Genomic DNA, 20817 nt, shown 5'->3' on the forward strand with positions numbered 1-20817 from the left:
CCAATCCATGATCACAGATCCACAGCGACAGCATGACTGCTGACGCACCGCCCGCGGTTCGACTCGAGGAAATCACCAAGACCTTCGGCGACGTCGTCGCGAACGACGCGGTCGACTTCCGGCTCGAGCGGGAGTCGATCCACGCCCTGCTCGGCGAGAACGGCTCGGGGAAGACGACGCTGATGAACGTCCTCTACGGGCTGTACGAGCAGGACGCGGGGACGATCCACGTCGACGGCGAGCCGCGGTCGTTCGACTCGCCACAGGACGCGATGGCCGCCGGGATCGGCATGATCCACCAGCACTTCCAGCTCGTCGAGCCGATGACCGTCCTGCAGAACGTCGTGCTCGGCCACGAGCCGATCGACGGCGGGCTCGTCGACGAGGACGCCGCCCGAGAGGAGATCGAGGCGCTGTGTAATCGCTACGGGTTCGACGTCGACGACCACCTCGAGACGCCCGTCGAGGAGCTCGACCTGGGAACCCGCCAGCGTGTCGAGATCGTCAAGAGCCTCTACCGGGGTGCCGACACCCTAATTCTCGACGAGCCGACCGCGGTGTTGACCCCGCAGGAAGTCGAGGGCCTGCTCGACCTCCTCGAGGAGCTGCGGGCGAGCGGGCGCTCGCTGATCTTCATCTCCCACAAGCTCGAGGAGGTCCTCGCGGCGGCCGACCGGATCACCGTCCTTCGGGACGGCCATGCCGTCGACACCGTCGCCGCGGCCGACACCTCCCGGCAGGAGCTGGCTCGCATGATGGTCGGTCGGGAGGTGTCGTTCGAGCGCCCGGCTCGCGAGGCGGTTCCGGGAGAGCCGGTCCTCGAGACCGAGGAGCTCTCGATCGTCGGCGATCGCGGCCTCGAGCGGGTCAGCGAGATTGACCTCACCGTCAGAGCGCACGAAATTCTGGGGATCGCCGGCGTCCAGGGTAACGGCCAGACGGAGCTGATCGAGGCGCTGACCGGCCACCGCGTTCCGGACGAGGGCCGGGTTCACCTGCGGGGCGAGGAGATAACGGACGTCGGTCGGCGTCAACGACTCGAGGCCGGCATCGCAGCCATTCCCGAGGATCGCAACGCCGAGGGACTGGTCCAGGAGTACGACCTCGTGAAGAACGCGCTGCTTGGGAACCAGACGGTCCCGCCGTACGCGAACGACGGCTGGCTCGACTGGTCGGCCGTCGAGACCCACGCCGAGGAGATCATCGAGGAGTTCGACGTCCACCCGCCGGATCCGACGGCGAGGGCGGGCTCGCTGTCGGGCGGGAACCAGCAGAAGTTCATCGTCGGCCGGGAGATCGGTCACGACCCGGACGTCCTGATCGCCGCCCACCCGACCCGCGGGGTCGACGTCGGCTCGCTCGAGTTCATCCACGACCGCCTGCTCGAGCTCCGCGAGGAGGGGCTCGGGATCGTCCTGATCTCCTCGAAGCTCGACGAGCTCCGCGCGCTGGCTGATCGCATCGTCGTCATGTACGAAGGGGCGTTTATCGACGAGGTCGACCCGATCGAGACGAGCGACGCCGAACTCGGGCTCCTGATGGCCGGCCAGCGCCTCGAGGAGGAGGCCGAACGCGAGACGGGGGACCGGTCGACCCTCGGGGAGACGAGGCCGGAGCCCGACGCGGAGGCGACGGTCGACCGACGGTCGGGGGGTGACCGCGAGCGATGAGCGACGATCCGGGTCGAACTCGGGAAGCGCTGGATCGTGTCGCGGCCCGGCTGCTCGACGCGTCGGTGTACGAGCGGGTCGGTATCGCCGTCGGCTCGACCGGACTAGCGCTGCTGATCGGTCTCGTGGTCGTGGCGGCGGCCGGCCACAACCCGCTGCTGTTCGCCCAGCAGCTGGTCGTGGGCTCGGTCGGGAGCACGGGCGCGTTCACCCGGACGCTGCGCTTTACCACGCTGTTTATTCTGGCGGGCGTCGCCGTCGCCGTCGCCTTTCGGGCTGGCGTCTTCAACATCGGCGTCCAGGGTCAGCTGGTCGTCGGGGGGATCGCCTGCGTGCTCTCGATCCTCTGGCTTGCGCCGTTCGTTCCGAACGGGCCCGTCGGCGGGGCCGGGCTGACGCTCGTCGGCCTATTCGCGGCGGTCGTCGCCGGCGGGCTGTATGCGGCGCTACCGGGCGTGTTGAAGGCCTACTACGGGGCTAACGAGATCATCACGACGATCATGCTCAACTTCATCGCGATCGGGATCGTCGGCTGGGCGGTCGACGGCCCCCTCCGTCCCGACGACGCCCGGTCGGTTCGAACCGAGTACCTGCCGGAGGGCGTCGGCCTCCCCTCGCTCGTGTTTTCGGATCCGAACTTCTCGATCCTCGGGCTGGGGTTGGCGCTGGCCGTCGTTGGCGTTGTCGCCGTCGGGATGACCAGAACGAGCTTCGGCTACGACATGGTCACCAGCGGCTACCAGGCCAGTGCGGCGACGTTCTCCGGCGTCGATCCCCAACGAACGATCGTCGCGACGATGACGCTGTCGGGGATGGTCGCCGGCCTCGTCGGCGCCGTCTTCGCGATCATGATCCAGGGCTACTTCATCGACCCCTCCGGGATCGGCACGTACGGGTTCGACGCGATCGCGGTCAGCCTGCTCGCGGCGAACAACCCCGTCGGCGTCGTTCCCGCGTCGCTGCTGTTCGGCGCGCTCGAGTCCTCGGGCTCACACGTCCAGATCCACAGCGACGTCCCCGTCCAGCTGATCGACGGCATCGTCGGCATCGTCGTGCTGTTCGTCGCCGCGCCGGAGCTGTTCCGGATGCTCGCGAAGCGAACGGGTCTAGGAGGTGAAAAGCGATGAGCCTGGCCACGGGTGCGAGTCGGCGACGGCTCCGGCTCGGCGGGCTCGCGCTGCTTGCGGCCGTCGCGCTCGCCGCGGTGCTCGTCGTCCAGTTCGACGTCCCCCTCGAGCGGATTCTCACGGTTGGCTTTCTCAACCGAACGCTGATGCTGGCGTCGCCGATCGCGCTGGCGGCCGTCGGGGGGCTGTACGCCGAGAAGAGCGGCGTCTTCAACATCGGGCTCGAGGGGTTCATGATCTTCGGGGCGATCACAGCGGCGGCGACGCTGTCGCTGGTCGGCGCCTCGAGCCAGCTTCACGTCTGGCTCGCCATCGTCGTCGCGGTCGGCGTCTCGCTGGTGCTGACCGCGGGCTACGCCGTGCTGTTGATCCGGTACAAGGCCGACCAGATCGTCGCCGGGCTCGCGGTGTGGTTCATCGGCCTGGGCTTCGCCCCCTTCCTCGCGTCGCTGCTGTGGGGCACCGTCCGGAGTCCAGGGTTGGCGAGCATGAACCGATACTCGGTGCCGTACCTCTCGGAGCTGCCCGTCGTCGGGTCGATCCTGTTCAACCAGTCGCCGCTCGTGGTGCTGACACTCGCCGTGGTTATCGCCGCCTGGGTCGTCCTCTACCGCACCCGGTACGGCTACTGGGTCCAGGCCGCCGGCGAGAACCCGACCGCGCTCGACACCGCTGGGATCGACGTCAACCGGGTTCGGTACGCCACCGTACTGTTTTCGGGAGCGATGGCCGGTCTCGGCGGCGCGGTGTTGCTTGCCCACGCAGGAACGTTCATCGGTACCGGCGACACGATGGTCGACGGCCGCGGCTGGATCGCCATCGTCGCCTACCTGTTCGGGAACTACAACCCGATCGGCGCGGCGCTGGCCGCCCTGCTGTTCGGCGGGCTCGAGGGGCTGCAAGTCCAGTTCCAGACGGTCGACATCGCGGTCTCGGGCCGGCTGATGGGGCTGCTGCCCTACGTCGGCGTGATCGTCGTCCTGACCGTCTGGGGAAAGACCCGGATGCCGTCGTCGGTCGGCGAGCCCTACGAGAGCGAGGAGTAGGTCGTGGGCTCCCGGGTGCGGTCGCCCGAGGACGGTGCGCTCGAGTCAAACCGGTTCGATGCATCTCGCACGGAGGGGTCCGCGGTGGCGCAGTCGAACCAAGTAGTTCGGTAAATCGTACCGTCTCAGACGGGGTAGATGTGCACTTAAACTTCAATAGATCCAGTCGTTCGGAGATCGCGGCCCCATCGGTCTGAGAGTCCGACAGCTGCTTTGCCCACTTCTGAAGAAAGACTCTCAGAACGCACAAGAGGCCGCTATAGCTGTTTTTGAGCAGCATATTTATCCCGGATTAGCACCCGAGAACGAGCACTCCAGTTCTGAAATCCCGACCCTAATAGTGTACAGCTGTGGGAGTAGCACCCACATAGGAGATGACCGTGACGGAGTCGACGAGGGGAATCGGAACGACCACTCCGGCTCTCGCTGCTGCCACCATGGGCGTGTTGAATGCCCACATAGACGCCGTATTCGCCGACACCCGTCGAGCGGCGAGGCGATCAACCGTACGTTTTTGATGCTCTACGGGAAACGACTGCTCATGTCACTAGAGGACGACTCACTCGAGTACCACGAGGCCGACCCGCCCGGCAAGATCGCGGTCGAAACGACCAAACCAACCAACACCCAGCGGGAGCTGAGTCTGGCGTACTCGCCCGGGGTCGCGGGCCCGTGTCGCGCGATCGCCGACGATCCCGACGATACCTACCGCTACACCGCCCGCGGGAACCTGGTCGGTGTCGTCTCGAACGGGTCGGCCGTACTGGGGCTGGGCGATATCGGCCCCGAGGCCTCGAAACCCGTCATGGAGGGGAAGGGCGTCCTGTTCAAACGGTTCGCCGATATCGACGTCTTCGACCTCGAGCTCGAGCACGACGATCCCGACGCGTTCATCGAGTCGGTCGCCGGGATGGGGCCGACCTTCGGCGGGATCAACCTGGAGGACATCAAGGCGCCGGAGTGTTTCACCATCGAGCAGCGCCTCCGCGAGCGGATGGACGTTCCGGTCTTCCACGACGACCAGCACGGTACGGCGATCATCAGCGGCGCGGCGCTGTTGAACGCCGCGGCGATCGCCGGCAAGGACCTCGAGGAGCTCGAGGTGGCCTTCGCGGGTGCCGGCGCGGCGGCGATTGCGACCGCCCGATTCTACGTCTCGCTCGGCGTTCGGCGCGACAACATCACGATGGCCGACATCAACGGGATCCTCACGACTGAGCGCGCGGAGTCGGGCGATCTCGATCCCCACAGCCGGGAGTTCGCCCGCGACGTCCCCGCTGGTGGCGTCGCCGAGGCGATGGAAGGCGCCGACGTCTTCGTCGGGCTCTCGGCGGGCGGGATCGTCGACGCGGAGATGGTGCGGTCGATGGCCGCCGATCCGATCATCTTCGCGATGGCCAACCCCGATCCCGAGATCGACTACGAGACGGCGAAGGCGGCCCGCGACGACACGGTCATCATGGCCACCGGGCGCTCGGACTACCCCAACCAGGTCAACAACGTGCTCGGCTTCCCCTTCATCTTCCGCGGCGCGCTCGACGTTCGGGCGACCGAGATCAACGAGGAGATGAAAGTCGCCTGCGCCAGAGCGCNGACGACACGGTCATCATGGCCACCGGGCGCTCGGACTACCCCAACCAGGTCAACAACGTGCTCGGCTTCCCCTTCATCTTCCGGGGCGCGCTCGACGCTCGAGCGACCGAGATCAATGAGCCGATGAAGGTCGCCGCGGCCGAGGCGCTGGCGGAACTCGCCCGCGAAGACGTCCCCGACAGCGTGCGGGAGGCCTACGGCGACCAGCCGCTGCAGTTCGGCTCCGAGTACATCCTGCCGAAGCCGATGGATCCCCGCGTGCTGTTCGAGCTCGCGCCCGCGGTCGCCGAGGCCGCGATGGAGTCGGGGGCCGCTCGCGTCGAGATCGAGCGCGGGCCCTACGTCGAGGAGCTCGAGGCCCGCCTCGGAAAATCCCGCGAGATGACCCGGATCGTCCGGAACAAGGCCAAAAGCGACCCCAAACGGATCGCGCTCGCGGAGGGTCATAACGAGAAGATCATCCGCGCGGCCTACCAGCTCGAGGAGCGGGGCCTCGCCGAACCGGTGTTGATCGGCGACGAGGCCGAGATCGACCGCACCGCGGCGAACCTCGGCCTCGCGTTCGACCCGGAGGTCGTCGACCCCGACGACGGGACGAACGGCGAGTACGCCGAGGCGCTCTACGAGCAGCGAAAGCGCAAGGGCGTCACGCGGCGGGAGGCGACCGAACTCGTCGGCGACAGCAACTACTTCGCCTCGGTGATGGTCCAGCGGGGTGACGTCGCCGGGATGCTGACGGGGCTGACCAACCACTACCCGTCTGCGCTGCGCCCGCCCCTGCAGGTGATCGGCACCGCCGACGATGTCGAGTACGCCGCGGGGGTCTACATGCTCACCTTCAAGAACCGCGTCGTCTTCCTCGCTGACGCGACGGTCAACCAGGATCCCGACGAGGAGACGCTCGCGGAGGTAACCCAACACGCCGCCGACATCGCCAGGCGGTTCGACGTCGAGCCCCGCGCCGCCCTGCTGTCGTACTCCGACTTCGGCAGCGTCGACAACCAGGGCACCCGGAAACCGCGGCAGGCGGCCCGGAAGCTTCGCGAGGATCCAGCGATCGACTTCCCGGTCGATGGCGAGATGCAAGCCGACACGGCCGTCGTCGAGGACCTCCTCGAGGGAACCTTCGAGTTCTCCGACCTCGAGAAGCCGGCGAACGTGCTCGTCCTGCCGAACCTCGAGGCGGGCAACATCGCCTACAAGCTGCTCCAGCGCCTGGGCGGCGCCGAGGCGGTCGGTCCGATGCTCGCCGGCATGGATCGGCCGGTCCACGTCCTCCAGCGCGAGGACGACGTCAGGGACATCGTGAACCTGGGGGCGGTGGCGACGGTCGACGCGCAGGAAGAGGAGTAACTCCGCCGCCGACTGCCTCGACATCGGTTCGCGCCGAATCAGGAACTTGGCTCCGTCACTCCTGCGGGCCGTAGTCCGGACTGATGTCCTCGCGAAGCCGCGCCTCCGCGGAGAGCTGGTGGGCGTGGGTTCCCTCGAGCTCGCAGATCTTCGCGGCCCAGGGGGCGATTCGGGCGGCGCCCTCCTCGGTCGCCTCCTGGTGGGTGAGGATCTTGAGGTAGGTGTTGACCGTGATGCCGCCGCTGTAGCGGGCGACCTCGAGGGTCGGCAGCGAGTGGTTGGTGCCGACGGCCTTGTCGCCGAAGACGACCGGCGAGTGGTCGCCGAGGAACAGCGAGCCGTAGTTGTAGAGGTCGTCGACGACCGAGCGGGGGTCGTCGATCATTACCTGCAGGTGCTCGATCGCGTAGTCGTTGACGACCTCGAGGGCGTCCGACATGGTGTCGGCGACGACGACCTCGCCGTTTTCCTCCCAGCACTCGCGGGCGACATCCTCGGTTCGCAGGTCATGGGCCTGCTCGTCGAACGCCGCGACCGCGTCCTCGGCGACGTCGCGGTCGGTTGAGACGAGGATCGGCCGCGAGTTGGGGTCGTGCTCGGCCTGGGCGAGCAGGTCCGTCGCGACGAGTTCGGGATCGGCAGTCTCGTCGGTCAGGATGAGCACTTCGGAGGGGCCGGCGAGGAAGTCGATACCGACGTGGCCGAACACCTGGCGTTTGGCCTCCGTGGTGAAGACGTTGCCCGGGCCGGTGATCTTGGCGACCTCGGGGACGGTGTCGGTGCCGTAGGCCATCGCGCCGATCGCCTGGGCGCCGCCGATGCTGTAGATCTCGTCGGCGCCGGATCGATCCATCGCGTACAGCTGTGCGGGCTGGATGCTCCCGTCCTCCTGGGGCGGCGCGCAGGTGATGATCCGATCGACGCCGGCGACGTCGGCCGGAACGATTGACATCGCGGGTGCGGCCACGAGCGGGTGACGGCCGCCGGGGACGTACGTTCCCGCGGATTCGACGGGAACGACCCGCTGGCCGAGCTTCACGCCCTCTTCGAACTCCTTCTCGAAGCTCGAAACGTGCTCGCGCTGTTCCTCGTGGAACGCGCGGACGTTCGCGATCGTGTTGTCGATCGTCTCCTTCTCGGCGTCGGTGAGCTCTTCGGCCGCAGCTTCGATCTCGCTCTCGCTCACGCGGAACTCCTCGACCTCGACGCCGTCGAACCGCTCGGTGAACTCGAAGACCGCGTCGTCGCCGCGTTCCTTGACTTCCGAGAGGATGTCGTGTACCGAGTCCGTAACCTCCTGATCGATCTCGATCGAGGCGCTACCTGCCTCCTTGAGATACGCCACTGTATCGGACATGCTATCGAGTCCGAATAACACGACCGTGGTATAAAAAACGTGGGATACGGTCGCAGGAGACGAGCGCTGACTATCGACACGGTAACCGCGTGGGCAAGCAGTTATTCCCCCGGAGCCGCAACTCGAGGGCGATGCACGACGAACGGACGATCATCGTCACCGGCGCGAGCGGTGGTATCGGCCGAGAAATCGCACTCACGCTGCTCGCCGAGGGCGCGAACGTCGCGCTGGCGGCACGCGGCGACGGAATCGAGGAGACGGCGGCGATGGCCGACGCGGGTGAGCGAGCGCTGCCGGTCCGGACCGACGTCACCGACGAGTCTTCGGTCGAGGAGCTGATCGATCGGACGGCGGCTGAGTTCGGCGGAGTCGACGGCATCGTGAACAACGCCGGGATCGCCGGCCCCACGGCGCCGGTCGAGGACGTCGCGGCCGACGACTGGGACCACACGATGGCGGTCAACGCGAAGGGACCGTTCCTGCTCGTGAAACACGCCGCGCCGCTGCTCGCCGAGAGCGACCGCGCGAGCATCGTCAACATCTCCTCGATCAGCGGGAAGCGCCCGCTCGAGGACCGCACTCCCTACGTGGCCTCGAAGATGGCCGTGATCGGGCTCACCCGCACCCTCGCGTTCGAGCTCGGCGACGACGACGTGACGGTGAACGCCGTCTGTCCGGGCGCAACGTCGGGGCCGCGCATCGACGACGTAATCGAGAAGCAAGCCGAGCGACGCGACCTCTCCTACGACGAGGCCAAGCGCGTCGTGTTCACCGACGACGCGGCGCTGGGTGAACTCGTCGAGCCCGAGGACGTCGCCGAGACCGTCTCGTTCCTGCTGGGTCCCGAAGCGCGACGGATCACGGGCCAGGATATCAACGTCGACGCGGGTACGGCCTGGTACTGAGCCGACGCGGTGCTCACGTCTCCGGCTCCGGCTGCTCTCGGTAGGCGTCCGCCAGCGGCTCGATGTCCTCGAGCAGTTCGGTCTGTTTCGTCAGCGAACTGATCGCGTACCGATCGCCGTCCTCGCCGTAGTCGACGACGTAGTACGGCGTGTAGACGAGCTCGAGTCGGTCGAGCGACGTTTCCGGGCGTTTGACCGGGCGGTACTTCCGGTTGATGTAGCCGAACAGCCAGTCGTCCCACGTCTCCTCGGCCTCGCGCTCGTCGACCGAGACGGGAACGATCCGACCGTCGGGAGCCGTTCGCGTCTCGATCTCGGGAATCGTGACGTCGACCTCGCCCGCCCGGCCGGTCGCGGCGTCGATCCCCGCGACGAATTTGACCGTCTTCTCGCCGCGGCCGATCCGATCGAAGACGACCGTCGTGTACGCGAGGTAGTCCGGGTAATACAGCGTGGTCACCCGCGGCTCGGCTCCGCCGCGACCGAGCACCGACTCGAGCTTCGAGCGGAGAAACGTCGTGAACGTCAGCCGATCGGTTCGTCCGGCGGCGTCGGACGGCTCGAGTCGTGGTTCGAAACACGGGAGTTCCATTACACGGGAACAGCCGCGACGATCACTTAGCTGTTGGCGTCTCGAGGTCGCGTCCTCGAGACCGGAGAGCGGCCGAGACTGCGGGTCAGTCGTCGCTCTCGACGCGACCGCCGTCGGAGAGCTCGGTGGTGCCCCGGAAGACCTCGTTGCGGTCCTCGACGGCCATCGGCTCGGTGAACTTGCTGCCGAGGTACGTCGAGACGCAGCTCACGATGAAGCCGATCCCGCTCGAGGCGTAGGGGTTCTCGCTGTAGGGGAAGAGGCTGAAGCCGGCGATCGAGTCGTACAGCCCCATCTGCGGCCCGAGGTGGATCACGGCGTACACCGCGAAGCCGGCGACGAAGCCGATGATCGCAGCCTTCTTCGAGGTGGACTCGTCGAGGCTCCCGACGAAGTACGGACCGCTGTAGGCGGAGATGATCCCGCCGATCCCGATCCACATGAACACCGACAGGTACTGCGGCGGCGTCATCACGGCGGCGACCGCGACGATCGTAACGACGACGGTCGCGACCCGCGAGATGAGCAGCGCCCGCTGGTTCACGGCGGGACTCGAGGGGTCGCCGCCCTTCCAGGGGACGTACGTCTTGCGGTAGAGGTCGTTCGCGAAGATCTGGGCGACCGAGATAATGAGCCCGTCGGCCGTCGAGATGATCGCGCTGAGGATCGCGACCCCGAGGAAGGCGGCGAGAACTGCGGGCAGCGTTTCGATAAACAGCACGGGAATGATCGCGTCCGGATCCGTGATCTCGATCCCCTGGGCCGCGCCCAGCACGCCGCCGAGGAACATCAGCGGCAGCGTCATACCCGCGACCGCCGCGACGAGGAAGAACTTCTTCATGTACTGGGTTCCCTTGATCGCGAAGAACTTGTTCCCGAGGTGGGGCTGGGCGGTGAAGCCGATGTGGCCGACGAACAGCAGGAAAATCACCCACCAGTTCGCGAAGATCGGGTTGTCAGAATCGGTGTGGGTGTCCCACTGCTGGCTCGAGTCCAGGTTCGCGTTGACGGCCGAGACGCCGCCGTCGAACCCCCAGCCGGTGAGAAACATCGCGAAGATCAGGATCGTGATCCCGACCATAATCGCCCCCTGAACGGCGTCGGTGATGATGTCGGCGTGGCTGCCGCCGAGGGTCAGGTACAACAACAGCATCCCGGCCGCCGCCCAGATGCCGACCGTGTAGTCGAGTCCGAGGATCGTGTCGAACATCCAGCCGGCGGCGACGATCTGGGACATGACGTAAAACAGCAAGAAGAGGGCGACGAGCGACGCCATCAGTCGAAGCACCGGGCTCTTGAACCGATCGCCCAGGAAATCCGGGATGGACTGGGAGCCGGCCTCGTCGCCGACCTTCTTCGTGATTCGGGCGACGAGCATGATCCCGAGGTAGGCGCCGATCGGATAGATCAGCGCGTAGTAGCCCGCCTTGAATCCCATGTCGTAGGCCATTCCGGGGATCCCCATGAACGTCGAGCCGCTGGCGACGGTCGCCGCATACGCGAACCCGAGCGCGAGGAAGCCGAACCCGCCTCGAGCCGTCGCGTAGTCGTCCTGCGTTCCCGTTCGCTTCCATCCCCAGTAGCCCAGGCCGGCGATGACGACGAGGTAGAACGCCAGGAAGAGCCAGCCGTAGGTGATCACGGCATCGGTCGTCGGCATCAGTGCTCACCCTCCGCGGTCGCTCGCTTTTCGCTGCGTTGCTCGATCAGGTCCTCGATCTTCCACACCCACACCGCCACGATCAGGAAGTACAGGACTGTCGTCACTAGTAGTACCTGCATCACGTTCATTGCTATCACTACAACTCATTGGAAGCTACCGAACTGATAAATATAACGATCTTCTGTGATTCGTGTTCGGTTGGGAACACCACTCAACCCGATCGGGCTACCGACTCGCCATGCTCAGTTCGATCGCGTTCGCCGCGCCGGTGACGATCTCGGGGAGCTCCTCGGTGAACCGGTCGTCGCTGAGCCGGTTCTCCGGACCGGAGACGACGATCGAGCCGAGCAGCTCGCCGTCGTTGACGACGGGGCTCGCCACCGCACGGAAGCCCTCGAAGGTCTCGCCGTCGTTGAGCGCGTACCCCCGATCGCGAACCGTCTCGAGCTCCGCCAGCAACTCGTCGGGATCCGAGACGGTCGTCTCGGTCCGCTCCTCGAGTGGCGTCTCGGTGACGATCTCCCTGACCCGATCCTCGGGGAGGTGTGCGAGGATCGCCTTCCCGGCCGCGATGTTATGCAGCGGGACGCGCTTGCCGATCTCGCCGTAGGGCTGGACCGCGCGATCACCCATCGCCTTCTCGAGGTAGACGCCCTTGCCGTACTCCTCGACCATCACCCAGGCGATCTCGCCGGTCTCCTCGGCCATCTGCTCGAGAGAAGGGCTGGCGACGTCGGCCAGCACCATCCGGCTTTTCGCCTGCACGCCGTAGTGAAGACACTTTAGCCCAACACGGTAGCTGCCCTCGTCTTTGATGAGGAACTCGTGTTCGGCCAGCGTCGCGAGATGGTCGTGGGCGGTGCTCTTGGCGATATCGAGTTCCTCGGCGACCGCCGTCGCACCGCCCCCCTCGAGGCGGTGAACTGCGTCGAGGACGTCGAACAGCGTCGCCGCCGATTTGACCGTCCGTGTCGATTCGTTCGTCATACCCGTCGTATGGGAGTGCGTCACATAAGTCGAGTGATCGCCCCCGTATCGGAACGTGTATCCGCGATCGCTGAACGGTGGTTCGGTCGGAGCCGGCGACGTGGTCAGCTCGTCCGTCCCGGAGACACTATCCGTTCGCAGTCGCCGGACGTACCGTCGACTCCGTGTTTCATCACGATCGATGAATAGTGGGAAATACTCACGGACATGAGGTCTGCAAAATAGGGTTTCTCGACAGTATTTACAAAAGTATGCTCGTAACAGGACTTTCGTTCGTGGTCCTCGAACGATACCGATCGACCGAACTCCACGTACGCTTAAGTGTTCGTCCCCGTACGAGAATCCATGCACGATTCCGACAGTGTCTGGGAGTTCGCGATCGCCGATCGAATCGCGTTCGGAAACGGGTCGGTCGAGGAACTCGGCGCCAGGCTCGCGGGCCGATCGGTCTCGACTCTCCTGCTCGTTACCGACGAGGGGCTCCTCGAGGCGGGCGTGGTCGACGCGGTTCGGGAGTCGATTCCGACGGCGATCGAGGTCTCCGTGTTCGACGGCGTCGAGCCCGACCCCGATCTCGAGGTGTACGAGGCGGCCCTCGAGGCCGCCGACGCTGCCGAACCCGACGCCGTCGTCGGCGTCGGCGGCGGAAGTTCGATCGACGTGGCGAAAGTCACCGGTTCGCTCGCCGGTACCGATCGAGAGCTGCTCGAGTACGTCGCACCGCCGATCGGCGACGGCGCGTCCGTGCCCGAGAGCGGGACGACCGTGGTCGCGGTGCCGACGACCGCCGGCACGGGCTCGGAGAGCTCGCCCGCTGCAGTCGTCTCCCTGCCCGAGCGGGAACTCAAGGTCGGGATCTCGAGTCGACACCTCTACCCCGACCTCGCGGTGGTCGACCCGCTATTGACCGCGTCGCTCCCGCCCGCGGTGACCGCGGCCTCCGGAATGGACGCGCTGACCCACGCCATCGAGTCCTACACGACCCGCCGGTACGACGCGAAGCCGGAACCCGATCATCCCGACGAGCGCCCCGACTACGGCGGGCGAACGGAGCTGACCGACCTGTACGCCGAGAAGGCGATCGAACTCATTGGGTCGAACCTGCGGCGGGCGGTCAACAACGGGAACGACCTCGAGGCGCGACGCAATATGGCGCTGGGCAGTCTGCTCGCCGGCGTGGCGTTCACCAACGCCGGGCTCGGCGCGACCCACGCGCTGGCCTACCCCGTCGCCGGCGAGAACCACACGCCCCACGGCGTCACCGTCGCTGCGCTCCTACCCGCGGTGATGCGGTACAACGCGTCGACGGCGTTCGACCGCTACCGGACGATCGCCCAGCTCCTGGGGGAGAACCTCGAGGGGGTCAGCGACCGCGAGGCCGGTGACCGAGCCGCGGCGGCCGTCGAGGCGCTGGCGGACGATGTCGGCATCCCCTCGGGACTGCGGGACCTCGGCGTCGAGGAGGGCGACGTTCCGCGACTGGCCGAGAAAACCGAGGAGATTCAGCGGCTGCTGGTCGGCAACCCGCGGCGGGTCGATCGGGAGGCGCTCGAGGAAATCCTCGAGAGCGCGTACTGACTACGCCTTCGAACCGCAATGCCGATACTTCGTCGCCGATGCCGCCGCTGATCTGTCCGAATATTCCGGACGATCTCTCTTCCATGTGAGGTGTTGACTCGGACACCAATGATATCGCTACGTCAGTAGGCGAATATTACCCGAGAGATTCGCGTTTTCGGCCGAAGCTGTGTCGGATCTCGACGTATTGGCCATATCGTCCGGAATATTCGGACAGGGAGTCGTCCACCGGATACAGAACGCTTATTGACTCGAGCGGGCCAGAGTCGGCCAATGACAGCCGACGTGCCGCTGACGACCGTCGCCAGGGCGTTCGAAATACTCGAGTACATCCGCGAGGAGGGCGGGGCCAGCGTGAGCGAGCTGACCGACGCGCTCGACGTGCCGAAGAGTACGGTCCACGACTACGTGACGACGCTGACCCGACTCGGATATCTGACGAACGACGGCGGGAAGTACGATCTCAGCCTCGCGTTTCTCACCCACGGAACGTACGCGAAAAACGACGTCGCCTACGCGGATCGCGTCGAGCCCGCCCTCGAAGAACTTGCCGACGAGACGGGCGAGATCGTCTGGTACATCGTCGAGGAGGGCGGCCGGGGCGTCTACGCCGGACGAGGGATCGGACGCGACGCGCTCCAGCCCTACGCCTCGATCGGCACGCGAAGCGCCCTCCACACTATCGCGGGCGGGAAGGCGATCCTCACTGCGTTGCCAGATGACCGGGTCGACGAGATCGTCGCCGAGCACGGGCTCGAGCGCCACACCGAGCGAACGATCACGACCCGCGAGGAGCTCGAGGAGGCCCGCGAGCGGATCGCGGAACGGGGGTACGCGCTCAACGACGGCGAGAACATCGACGGCTGGCGCGCCGTCGCCAGCCCGGTCGTCCTCGAGAACGGGCTGTACGGCGCGATCGCGGTCGCCGGTCCGAGAAACCGGCTCCGCGGGGAGTACTTCGAGGAGACGCTGCCCGAACTGGCGGCCGGGACCGCAAACGAGGTCCAACTACGGCTTCGAAGCGAGCTAGGAACGACGTTCTCCGAGTGAGCGAACCGACAGTTTTCCAGGTAAATAGGGTAGGTTCGCTTAGGTGAGCGGTATGACCACCGAGGCCACGAGGACGAGGATCAGCCCGGAGACGGACATGATCGTCGCGACGACGGAGTACGTCTTGAACGTCTCGGCCTGAGTGATGCCCGCGATCTTGCTGACGGTCCAGAACCCGCTGTCGTTGTACCACGGCGCGATCATCCCGCCGAAGCCGACGGCCATCATCATGTAGACGGGGTGTGCCGCGAGATCACCCGTTAGCGGCGCCATCATGGCCGCGCCGGTGAGGATCGCGACGGTGCCCGACCCTTGGGCGACGCGGATCACGGCCGCGACGAGCCAGCCGGCGAACAGCAGCGGCAGGCCGAACTCGACGAGGCCGTCTGCGATGTACTGACCGACGCCGGCGATCTCGAGCATCGCGCCGAACGTCCCGCCGGCCGCGGTGATCGCGATGATGTTCCCCCCCGATTTGATCGACTCGGTCAGCTCGTCGCTGAACAGCGAGCGATCCCCGTCCATCTCCATTCGGAAGAACGTGAACGCCGAGAGCATCGCGGCCGCGGTCAGCGCGAAGTTCGGATCGCCGAGGAACGCCGCGAGGTCGGCGACGAACGATCCCTCTCCCAGGAGGGCGTCGGTGATCGTCGCGGACGCGATGAAGACGACCGGAACGGCGATCGGAAGCGAGGACTCGAACAGTCCGGGGAGCTGGTCGATCGGCGTCTCGGCCTTCTCCTTGAGGCTCTCCGGGGAGGAGCCCATCGCCTCCCGGAGCGGGAAGTCCTCGCGGTTGTGGAGGAACCGTCCGTAGACGATCCCGCCGAGCAGCGACGTCGGCAGCGCGAGCCCGATCCCGACGAGCAGCGCGAGCCCGACGTCGACGTCGAGTTCGGCAGACATCGCGAGCGGACCGGGCGTCGGTGGTACGAGCATGTGCGTCGCCAGCGCTCCGGCACACAGCACCGAGATGTACAGCGAGAACTTCACGCCCGTCCTGGCTTTCATCGATCGCCCGAGCGGCGCGAGGAGAAAGAACACGTTGTCGAAGAAGACCGGGATCGACAGCACGTAGCTGCTGCCCATTAGCGCCCACTCGGACTGGTCCTCGCCGGTGAGCGACCGGAAGGCGCGGACGATCCGTTCGGCCGCGCCGCTGTCCATCAACGTTTTCCCGATAATCGCAGCCATCAGGATCGGGATCCCGATCGAGACCATCACGTCACCGAACGACTCGGCGACCTGTGCGGGAACCGCGTCGAACGCGATCTGTGGCGTCACCACCCCGATCGCCATCGCCGCGATGATCAACCCGACGAACGCCGGCAGTTTCACCCACACTAGCAGTACCACCGCGATAACCAACCCGATAACGAACGGTATAAGCGGGTTTGAGAGTACCATGCACGAGGAACATCAGATCAGGGGTACTTATTGATTAACATAATAGATAGCACATATGATCGGAGAACGCAACGTCTTGCGTTCGAATCGTAATTTACTTGCAGTAATGTGTCGTCCGTTGACTCATGACAGTTGTCGCCGCGGTCGACAGCGGAACGGGAGCGAAGGCGGTCGTGCAAGCGGCCGCGAGGCTGGCCGATCAATCCAACACACCGCTGCACGTGCTCTCCGTCTACGAGCACTCGGAACACGAACATCTCCTCAATCAAGCCCTCGATGCGGGAGAATCCCTCTCGAAGGAAGAGCGGGCGAGGATCGCCACCACGGCCGCCGAAAACGCCGCGGCCGACCTCACCCGCGAGTTCGAAGCCGTCGGCCGCCGCGGCAATCCCGCGGCGGAGATCCTCGAGCATGCGAGCGACGTCGACGCGGCGTACATCGTCATCGGCGGCCGACAGCGCTCCCGCGTCGGCAAGGCGCTGTTCGGCAGCGTCACGCAGTCGGTGCTCCTCGAGGCCGACCGTCCGGTGCTCGTCGTCCCCGAGGAGCCAAAAGAGAGCTGATCGGTCAGTTCTCCTCGAGTCCGTACGGGTCCGACGGCAGCCGTCCGTCCTCGAACGACAGGGGCTCGAGCGGGCCGACCTCGACGTCCTCGCGGGCGGCGAGCTCGCGGGCGACGGGTTCGGAGACGACCAGCGAGTCGGGCTCCATCGTGCTCGGGATTCTGGCGGCCCGAAGCTTTTCCGGAGCAGCGATTCCGGTCGTCGAACAGGCGACGACGAACGCGGTCGCGTCGTCGGGAACGACGAAGGGGATCTTCGCCCGGTCCGTCTCGCCGCTCGTGACGATGTTGACGTACGTGTCCTCGAAGTCGATGGCCGCGACGTACTCTCGGTGAACGAAGTCCGCGAGCCCGACGCCCAGGGCGTTGCCGTGGGAGGGGTCGGTCAGCGAGCGAACGTACACCCGGGTAATCGACGGCGACTCGGGTTCGTCCTCGCCGTGGAAGGAGTACCGCCCGAGAACGTTCGTGTCCATCCCGGTTCCCGACTTCTCCTTCCCGGCCTCGTCAACGACGAGCAGGTCGAGGTCGTCGACGGGAAGCTGTGGGAAGTACCCCCGCGCCTTCTCGAGCAACTCGGGCTCGCGCTCGGGAATCTCGGCGGCGGGCACGCCCTCGATGTGGGCCGCGCGGTCGGCGGCGTTCTCGAGCAGGGCGATGCCGCCGACGATCGGCGTCTCCTCGAGCAAGATTCCCGCCCGATCCTGGATCACGTCGGCGAACTCGGTCGCGATCGCCGCGTTGTGCAGCGACTCGGCCCCGCGGTGTTTGCCGAGGCCGATAACCGCGATCTTCGAGAGGCCGCTCTCGACGGCCCCGTTGAAGTCGGTGTGGACCTTCACGCGGTTGGCCAGCAGGACGGCGTCGGCTGCGAGGGCGTCCTCGGCGGCGTACACCGGTCGTCCCAGCGCGTCCTCGCCGACGGCCTCGACGGCCATCGACGAGCGGATCTCACAGCCCATTCGCTCGGGCGTGACGCCCAGTGCCTCGAGGGTCTCGCGTTGGCCCTCGGCGGTTGCACCGCCGTGGCTCCCCATCGCGGGGATGATAAACGGCTCGAGGTCCCGATCCTGTAGCTCGTCGACGGTGGCGGCAAGCGTCGCGGGCATATCGTGGATCCCGCGGCTGCCGGCCGTGACGGCGACCTCCGCACCCGCCGGAAGCGAGTCGAACGCGTCGATCTCGTTCACCGCGGCCCTGGCGGCGGCCTCGACGTCGTCGACGGCCTCGAGCTCCCGCTTGCGGCGGGCGACGGCAAACTTCGGGAGATCCGCGACGGTGTGGTCGTTGGTCGCCCGCAGGACGTCGGCGTCGGGGAACTCGAGGTTCATCCCTCACCCCTCGGTGGTACTTTGCCCCGTTCGCGTCGTCGCTCGGCCATCTCCGCGGCGACCTCGACCGCGTCGATCAGGCTCGCCTCGCTGGCGATCCCCTCGCCCGCGATGTCGAAGGCGGTGCCGTGGTCGACGCTCGTGCGCACGATCGGCAGTCCGATCGTGACGTTGACCCCGGAGACGGCGTCGTCGCTCGAGAAGCCCAGCGTCTTGATGGGGATGTGGCCCTGATCGTGGTACATCGAGACGACGCAGTCGTAGTCCCCGCGGGCGGCCTGGACGTAGACGGTGTCGGGCGACTCGGGACCGTGGACGTCGATTCCCTCTTCCGTGGCGCGTTCGACGGCGGGGCGGATCTCCGCGTCGTCTTCCTTGCCCAGCAGGCCCCCGTCGCTGGCGTGGGGGTTGAGCCCGGCGACGGCGATCGTCGGCTCCTCGATGCCGAGGTCGCGCAGCCCCTCGTCGGTGACCCGGATCGTCTCGAGAACGTTCTCCGTCGTCACCAGGTCGCAGGCCTCCCGCAGCGGGACGTGCGTGCTGACGTGGGTGACGACGAGGTCGTCCTCGACGAGCATCATCGAGTAGTTCTCGGTGTCGGTGTAGTCCGCGAGCATCCCGGTGTGGCCGGCGTACTCGCTGCCGGCCAGCCGGGTCGACTGTTTGTTGATCGGCGCGGTCGCGATCGCGTCGACCTCGCCCTCAACGGCGAGTTCGATCGCGCGTTCGATATACCCGAGGCTGGCCTCGCCATAGTCCTCGCGGACGACGCCGTACTCGAGGTCGTCGACGGCGTCGAGATCCAGCACTGGAATCGCGTCCTCGGCGAACGTCGCGTCGGCGACCGTGTCGACGGCCTCGATCTCGAGGTCGGCGCCCGAGACGTCGACGCCGGCACGGACTACGCTCGCGTCGCCGACGACGATCGGGTTCGCGCGCTCGCACAGTGCCGGGTAAGCGGCAGCGATGATCTCGCTTCCGATGCCGGCGGGGTCGCCCATCGTTACAGCGACGACTGGTCGCTCACTCTCGCTCATCGACTCGATCAAGGAAGTTCAGACAGTTAACGATACTCCTCCGGTCACCGAACCCGCCTGCTTTCGTCACGATCGGGGTTCCCGCCGCTGGACCGTCTCCGATCACGCCCTCCGGAATGCCGTCGACGACCGCCTCGCCGGTGAGATCGATCGCACTGGCGGAAAGCTCCTCGAGAGCGGCCCGGGCGATCGCCCCGCCCGTCAGCAGCAGTCCCTTGGGCGGAACACTTCTAGTGGCCTCCGCGGCCGCGACCCCCAGCGCCCGCGCAACCCTCGGGCCCGCGTCGATGCCGTGCTCGGCTGCGGCCTCACTCGCGCGGTCTACGTTGGTCCGCGAGGTCGCCCCCGTGAGGACCGCTCGTCCATATTCCCGACGGATCGACTCGAGGTCCGCTGCGGCGTTTCGGCCCGTTTCGCGGGGATTCGCGACAGCCGCGGCGGGGTCGAGTTCGATGATCGTCCTGTCGGAAACGGCGGCGAGTTGCTCGAGCGTGCGGTCGTTGACGCTGCCGACGATCCCGAGTGCGCCCTCACCCTCGGGGTTCGCCTCTGGTGGCGACCGCGACGAGTCCGGTACCGCAACTGCACTCGCCAGTCCGCCGCTGCCGACGTAGAGGACCTCGCGATCGCAGCGTCGGGCGCCCGCCGCGATCGCCTCGAGGTGGCGGTCGTGGACCGCGTCGCAGACGACGATCGCCGGGCTGTCGCGTTCTCGGTCGGCGAGGGCCGACGCGACGGCATCCGGTCCCTCGAGGATCGTCTCCAGGGAGAGGATCGCGACGTCGTACTCGGAACTCTCGAACAGCGCTGGAAGGTCAGAGTCGGTGCCGTAGCCGGCGTCCTCGAGCGGTCGTCCGTCGACGAGGTGGCGCCCGTTCGCCGTCACGCGGCCGGTTCCGGGGAAGGCGGGCGCGACGATCGCCAGCTCCGCTCCGGTCGCCTCGAGGGCGGCGTCGACCTCCCTGACAACGTTTCCACGCAGCGTGGAGTCGACCTTCTTGTAGACCACCTCGGGAACGGGGCCGCGCTCGAGGAACGACGAAACGGCTGCAGCCGCAGTTTCGGGCTCGAGGTCGCGGCTGTCGAGGTCGACCGCGAGGACGTCCGCATCACTCGAGGACGGTCGATCGGTGTCGTCGGCGTTCGGATCCGTGACGACGACCCGAACGGCACAGCCCCGGGCGGCGAACCCGTGGCCGGTGTCCATCGCGCCCGTGAAGTCGTCGGCGAGGACGAGTACGCTGCTCATGGCCACGTCTCTCGACCCTGCGTACAAAACGGTTCACCTCTCGACCGACGGACGCTCAGTGGTTCGGTAGCTGAATCATCGGTTTGTATTTCTTTTCAGAGTGGTTGTTCACAGTTAGGGGAATATACAGCATGATAGTGGAGTCGGAGAGGTTCGCGTTCGATCGGCCGTTCACCGTCTGAAATCGGCTGGCTGCAACGTCATCTCGTCGAAGGGAGGGACCGATCTCCGCTCGAGTCCTCCGAGGACAGTATCCGAGTTCTGGGAGGTTAGAGCATCACAGAAGCCGGGTCTCCTGTGAGCGGCCGAT

At 66.6% G+C, this 20817-nt stretch carries 16 protein-coding genes and 2 pseudogenes; 9 read left to right on the forward strand and 9 right to left on the reverse strand.

Translation table 11 applies throughout. From position 1 onward, the window contains the following. Positions 1 to 32 precede the first annotated feature (32 nt). The 5 genes and pseudogenes from C491_RS16265 to C491_RS16280 all read left to right on the forward strand — a co-directional run. Complete coding sequence (locus C491_RS16265) at positions 33 to 1670, forward strand: ABC transporter ATP-binding protein (protein WP_005558259.1); 1638 nt, start codon at positions 33 to 35, stop codon at positions 1668 to 1670. Next, positions 1667 to 2797, forward strand: a complete 1131-nt coding sequence (locus C491_RS16270; RefSeq protein WP_005558261.1) for an ABC transporter permease — start codon at positions 1667 to 1669, stop codon at positions 2795 to 2797. The genes C491_RS16265 and C491_RS16270 overlap by 4 nt, the downstream gene beginning before the upstream one ends. Beyond that, positions 2794 to 3843, forward strand: coding sequence for an ABC transporter permease (locus C491_RS16275; protein ID WP_005558263.1), 1050 nt, complete (start codon positions 2794 to 2796; stop codon positions 3841 to 3843). Before C491_RS16270 ends, C491_RS16275 begins: the two co-directional genes overlap by 4 nt. A gap of 541 nt (positions 3844 to 4384) precedes the next feature. Then, positions 4385 to 5410, forward strand: a pseudogene (locus C491_RS22045) (malic enzyme-like NAD(P)-binding protein); the annotation flags it as partial. Between the two features lie 23 nt (positions 5411 to 5433). After that, a pseudogene (locus tag C491_RS16280) lies at positions 5434 to 6789 on the forward strand (phosphate acyltransferase); the annotation flags it as partial. A gap of 55 nt (positions 6790 to 6844) precedes the next feature. On the opposite strand, the gene hisD reads toward C491_RS16280, so the two are convergent. Then, a complete protein-coding gene (gene hisD, locus C491_RS16285) occupies positions 6845 to 8146 on the reverse strand; it encodes a histidinol dehydrogenase (protein WP_005558265.1) in 1302 nt (433 codons plus the stop codon). Positions 8147 to 8277: 131 nt separating this feature from the next. Between hisD and C491_RS16290 the strand changes: the two genes are divergently transcribed. Beyond that, on the forward strand, positions 8278 to 9051 hold the full coding sequence (locus C491_RS16290) for an SDR family NAD(P)-dependent oxidoreductase (protein ID WP_005558266.1): 774 nt from the start codon (positions 8278 to 8280) through the stop codon (positions 9049 to 9051). 13 nt (positions 9052 to 9064) lie between these two features. Here C491_RS16290 and C491_RS16295 read toward each other — a convergent pair whose 3' ends face one another. The 4 genes from C491_RS16295 to C491_RS16305 form a co-directional block, all read right to left on the reverse strand. Next, a complete protein-coding gene (locus tag C491_RS16295) occupies positions 9065 to 9643 on the reverse strand; it encodes a hypothetical protein (protein ID WP_005558267.1) in 579 nt (192 codons plus the stop codon). 85 nt (positions 9644 to 9728) lie between these two features. Further along, positions 9729 to 11303 (reverse strand): sodium:solute symporter family protein, encoded by a 1575-nt coding sequence (locus C491_RS16300; protein WP_005558268.1) that lies wholly within the window; start codon positions 11301 to 11303, stop codon positions 9729 to 9731. Continuing rightward, positions 11303 to 11443, reverse strand: a complete 141-nt coding sequence (locus C491_RS22965; protein WP_160167162.1) for a hypothetical protein — start codon at positions 11441 to 11443, stop codon at positions 11303 to 11305. Before C491_RS22965 ends, C491_RS16300 begins: the two co-directional genes overlap by 1 nt. Before the next feature lie 88 nt (positions 11444 to 11531). Beyond that, positions 11532 to 12293 carry an IclR family transcriptional regulator gene (locus C491_RS16305; protein WP_005558269.1) on the reverse strand — a complete coding sequence of 254 codons (762 nt, stop codon included), beginning with the start codon at positions 12291 to 12293 and terminating at the stop codon, positions 11532 to 11534. A gap of 345 nt (positions 12294 to 12638) precedes the next feature. Between C491_RS16305 and C491_RS16310 the strand changes: the two genes are divergently transcribed. Together C491_RS16310 and C491_RS16315 are read left to right on the forward strand one after the other, a co-directional pair. Then, positions 12639 to 13871 (forward strand): hydroxyacid-oxoacid transhydrogenase, encoded by a 1233-nt coding sequence (locus tag C491_RS16310; protein WP_005558270.1) that lies wholly within the window; start codon positions 12639 to 12641, stop codon positions 13869 to 13871. Positions 13872 to 14144: 273 nt separating this feature from the next. Further along, on the forward strand, positions 14145 to 14921 hold the full coding sequence (locus C491_RS16315) for an IclR family transcriptional regulator (protein WP_005558271.1): 777 nt from the start codon (positions 14145 to 14147) through the stop codon (positions 14919 to 14921). 39 nt (positions 14922 to 14960) lie between these two features. On the opposite strand, the gene C491_RS16320 is transcribed toward C491_RS16315, so the two are convergent. Then, a complete protein-coding gene (locus tag C491_RS16320) occupies positions 14961 to 16328 on the reverse strand; it encodes a GntP family permease (protein ID WP_049892173.1) in 1368 nt (455 codons plus the stop codon). 125 nt (positions 16329 to 16453) lie between these two features. Between C491_RS16320 and C491_RS16325 the strand changes: the two genes are divergently transcribed. Further along, the gene (locus C491_RS16325) at positions 16454 to 16891 is read left to right on the forward strand and encodes a universal stress protein (RefSeq protein WP_005558273.1); all 438 of its coding nucleotides are present in this window, start codon (positions 16454 to 16456) and stop codon (positions 16889 to 16891) included. Between the two features lie 4 nt (positions 16892 to 16895). On the opposite strand, the gene C491_RS16330 is transcribed toward C491_RS16325, so the two are convergent. The 3 genes from C491_RS16330 to C491_RS16340 are packed head-to-tail and all read right to left on the reverse strand — an operon-like array spanning position 16896 to position 20507. Beyond that, complete coding sequence (locus C491_RS16330) at positions 16896 to 18221, reverse strand: hypothetical protein (protein ID WP_005558274.1); 1326 nt, start codon at positions 18219 to 18221, stop codon at positions 16896 to 16898. Next, positions 18218 to 19258 (reverse strand): 4-hydroxythreonine-4-phosphate dehydrogenase PdxA, encoded by a 1041-nt coding sequence (pdxA, locus tag C491_RS16335; RefSeq protein ID WP_005558275.1) that lies wholly within the window; start codon positions 19256 to 19258, stop codon positions 18218 to 18220. Before pdxA ends, C491_RS16330 begins: the two co-directional genes overlap by 4 nt. After that, positions 19245 to 20507, reverse strand: a complete 1263-nt coding sequence (locus C491_RS16340; RefSeq protein ID WP_005558276.1) for a four-carbon acid sugar kinase family protein — start codon at positions 20505 to 20507, stop codon at positions 19245 to 19247. Before C491_RS16340 ends, pdxA begins: the two co-directional genes overlap by 14 nt. Positions 20508 to 20817: the final 310 nt, after the last annotated feature.

This window comes from Natronococcus amylolyticus DSM 10524 (genome assembly GCF_000337675.1).
Lineage (GTDB): Archaea > Halobacteriota > Halobacteria > Halobacteriales > Natrialbaceae > Natronococcus > Natronococcus amylolyticus.

What these genes read in the sequence shown, in the direction of transcription:
- C491_RS16315 (WP_005558271.1), top strand. Translation starts at nt 14,145, where the DNA reads ATGACAGCCGACGTGCCGCTGACGACCGTCGCCAGGGCGTTCGAAATA.
- C491_RS16325 (WP_005558273.1), top strand. Translation starts at nt 16,454, where the DNA reads ATGACAGTTGTCGCCGCGGTCGACAGCGGAACGGGAGCGAAGGCGGTC.
- C491_RS16265 (WP_005558259.1), top strand. Translation starts at nt 33, where the DNA reads ATGACTGCTGACGCACCGCCCGCGGTTCGACTCGAGGAAATCACCAAG.
- C491_RS16310 (WP_005558270.1), top strand. Translation starts at nt 12,639, where the DNA reads ATGCACGATTCCGACAGTGTCTGGGAGTTCGCGATCGCCGATCGAATC.
- C491_RS16290 (WP_005558266.1), top strand. Translation starts at nt 8,278, where the DNA reads ATGCACGACGAACGGACGATCATCGTCACCGGCGCGAGCGGTGGTATC.
- C491_RS16275 (WP_005558263.1), top strand. Translation starts at nt 2,794, where the DNA reads ATGAGCCTGGCCACGGGTGCGAGTCGGCGACGGCTCCGGCTCGGCGGG.
- C491_RS16320 (WP_049892173.1), bottom strand. Translation starts at nt 16,328, where the DNA reads ATGGTACTCTCAAACCCGCTTATACCGTTCGTTATCGGGTTGGTTATC.
- C491_RS16340 (WP_005558276.1), bottom strand. Translation starts at nt 20,507, where the DNA reads ATGAGCAGCGTACTCGTCCTCGCCGACGACTTCACGGGCGCGATGGAC.
- C491_RS16295 (WP_005558267.1), bottom strand. Translation starts at nt 9,643, where the DNA reads ATGGAACTCCCGTGTTTCGAACCACGACTCGAGCCGTCCGACGCCGCC.
- C491_RS16305 (WP_005558269.1), bottom strand. Translation starts at nt 12,293, where the DNA reads ATGACGAACGAATCGACACGGACGGTCAAATCGGCGGCGACGCTGTTC.
- C491_RS16300 (WP_005558268.1), bottom strand. Translation starts at nt 11,303, where the DNA reads ATGCCGACGACCGATGCCGTGATCACCTACGGCTGGCTCTTCCTGGCG.
- C491_RS16330 (WP_005558274.1), bottom strand. Translation starts at nt 18,221, where the DNA reads ATGAACCTCGAGTTCCCCGACGCCGACGTCCTGCGGGCGACCAACGAC.
- hisD (WP_005558265.1), bottom strand. Translation starts at nt 8,146, where the DNA reads ATGTCCGATACAGTGGCGTATCTCAAGGAGGCAGGTAGCGCCTCGATC.
- C491_RS16270 (WP_005558261.1), top strand. Translation starts at nt 1,667, where the DNA reads ATGAGCGACGATCCGGGTCGAACTCGGGAAGCGCTGGATCGTGTCGCG.
- pdxA (WP_005558275.1), bottom strand. Translation starts at nt 19,258, where the DNA reads ATGAGCGAGAGTGAGCGACCAGTCGTCGCTGTAACGATGGGCGACCCC.